This window comes from Devosia insulae DS-56 (genome assembly GCF_000970465.2).
In the GTDB taxonomy this organism is placed as follows: domain Bacteria; phylum Pseudomonadota; class Alphaproteobacteria; order Rhizobiales; family Devosiaceae; genus Devosia_A; species Devosia_A insulae.
Genome location: NZ_LAJE02000145.1, coordinates 1 through 2129, shown reverse-complemented (window position 1 = coordinate 2129; position 2129 = coordinate 1). Strand labels below are relative to the sequence as shown.

Sequence of the window (2129 nt, the reverse complement as noted above, 5' to 3'; positions counted from 1 at the left end):
TTCAAACCCAACACACCCGAATACATGGGGCGATGGTAGCCGAGCTTTGCCGGGATGCGAAGTCATTCGGCGACGCCCCGGGCGATTGTGCTGGATGCGCCGACGGTCGCGGCGTATGGAGCGCGCGCGCCGGTCATCGCCGGTGGCAGAACGCAACTCCCGTCCCCGGCCATCCGCCGGGCCCGACCTCAGGAGACAAGAATGGATACGTCCGTCCTCGGCCGCCCGGCCGAGATGCCGCTCGACCCGGCCAGTGCCGTGCTCGACCGCGTGCCCAACCCTCATCCCGATATCGACTACCTGATCCGCTTCACCGTGCCGGAATTCACCGCGCTCTGCCCGAGCACCGGGCAGCCGGATTTCGCGCACCTGGTCATCGACTATGTCGCCGACCAGTGGATGATCGAGAGCAAATCGCTGAAGCTGTTCATGTTCTCGTACCGCAACCACGGCGCCTTCCACGAGGCGACGACGGTGGAGATAGCGAAGCGCCTGGTCGAGGCGCTGGCGCCACGCTGGCTGCGCATCGGCGGCTACTGGTACCCGCGCGGCGGCATCCCGATCGATGTGTTCTGGCAGACCGGCGCGGCGCCGGCCACTCTGTGGCTGCCTGAACAGGGCGTGCCAGGCTATCGCGGGCGTGGCTAGCACACTGGCCTTAGCTCCCCTCCCCCCGCGGCGCTACGCGTCCGCTAGGAGGGGAGGGCTATCGCATATGACAGCGATGGGCACCTCTTGCCTTCTCCCCTTGTGGGAGAAGGTGCCCGAAGGGCGGATGAGGGGTCCGCGCAACGAAGTGTAGCGCGCTCGGAGCGTAAGCGACGAGCGACTGAGTGCGCGGAGAGAACCCCTCATCCGGCCTTCGGCCACCTTCTCCCACAAGGGGAGAAGGCACTCCAACTACTGCCAGCGCTCCATACGCGATTGCCCTGCCCCTTGAGGGAGGCGACGACTGAAGCATTTGTCATGCTTGAGCGCCGGGCGAGCGTTCCACTATGGTCGCCGAAAGCGAGTGGGAGTCGAAACAGGTGAGTCTTGATGTGAGCAGCGGGCGGCGGCCCCGCTACCAGCTGCTCGATCTCTTACGCGGCGTGGCGATCATCGCCATGGTCATCTTCCACATCGCCTGGGACCTCTATTATTTCGGCTTCTCGAACGTCGACGTCACCACGGTGTTCGGCTGGGTGGTGTTCCAGAAGTCGATCCTCTCGAGCTTCCTCCTCTTGGTCGGCGCCGGGCTGGTGCTGGCGCATGGCAGAGCCATCCGCTGGAACAAGTTCTGGCGCCGCTTCGGCATCCTGGTCGTCTGCGCGCTGCTGGTGACGGCGGGCACCTACTGGATGTTCCCCGATTACTTCGTGTTCTTCGGCGTACTGCACGCCATCGCGCTGTTCTCGCTCATGGGCCTCGCCTTTCTCAGGCTGCCGCCCTGGCTGGTAGCGGCGATCGGCGTCGCCATCATCGCCGCGAACTTGATCTACAACGATCCGATATTCTCGAGCCGCGAGCTCGCCTGGATCGGCTTCTGGCCGACTTCACCGCCGACCAGCGACGTGGTGCCGATCTTCCCGTGGTTCGGCGTGGTGCTGCTCGGCATCGCGGCGATGCGGCTGATCCTCGCGTCGCCACTGGCCGAGGACCTGGGGCATTTCCACAGCAACGAGCCGCTGGCCCGCGGGCTGGCGTGGATGGGCCGCTGGAGCCTGCCGATCTATGTCCTCCACCAGCCGCTGATCATCGGCGTGCTCTGGGGGCTGACGCAGCTGCAGGCGCCGATCCTGGCGCCGCCGGTGCTCAGCGTCAGCCAGGATTTCGTCAAAAGCTGCAATGCCGCGTGCCTCGGCACCGGCTCCGACCTCGCCCGCTGCGAGCGCTATTGCGGCTGCGCCGTCGAGCAGGTGGAAACCGGGAACCTCTGGGAAGCGGTCGCCGCGACCAACCCGACGCTGGAGCAGAACACGCAGCTCAGGGCCGTGGCGCAGCTTTGTACGGCGATGGCGGATCAGGCGCCTTAGGCGAATGCCCTGGCCTTCCCCTCACCCTGACCCTCTCCCCGGCGGGGAGAGGGGACGCACTTTGCACGGGCAGTGCCCCATCGCCCCCTCTCCCCTCTGGGGAGAGGGTCGGGG

2 protein-coding genes are annotated in these 2129 nt (G+C 66.3%); both read left to right on the top strand.

Translation table 11 applies throughout. The features are described from left to right. The first annotated feature begins 201 nt into the window (after nucleotides 1-201). Nucleotides 202-648: a preQ(1) synthase gene (gene queF, locus VW23_RS08415; protein WP_069909127.1), complete on the top strand. Its 447-nt coding sequence runs from the start codon at nucleotides 202-204 to the stop codon at nucleotides 646-648. Nucleotides 649-1028: 380 nt separating this feature from the next. After that, entirely contained in the window at nucleotides 1029-2015 is a 987-nt protein-coding gene (locus tag VW23_RS08410; protein ID WP_176730356.1) for an acetyltransferase domain-containing protein, read from the top strand. The last annotated feature ends 114 nt before the right edge of the window (nucleotides 2016-2129 follow it).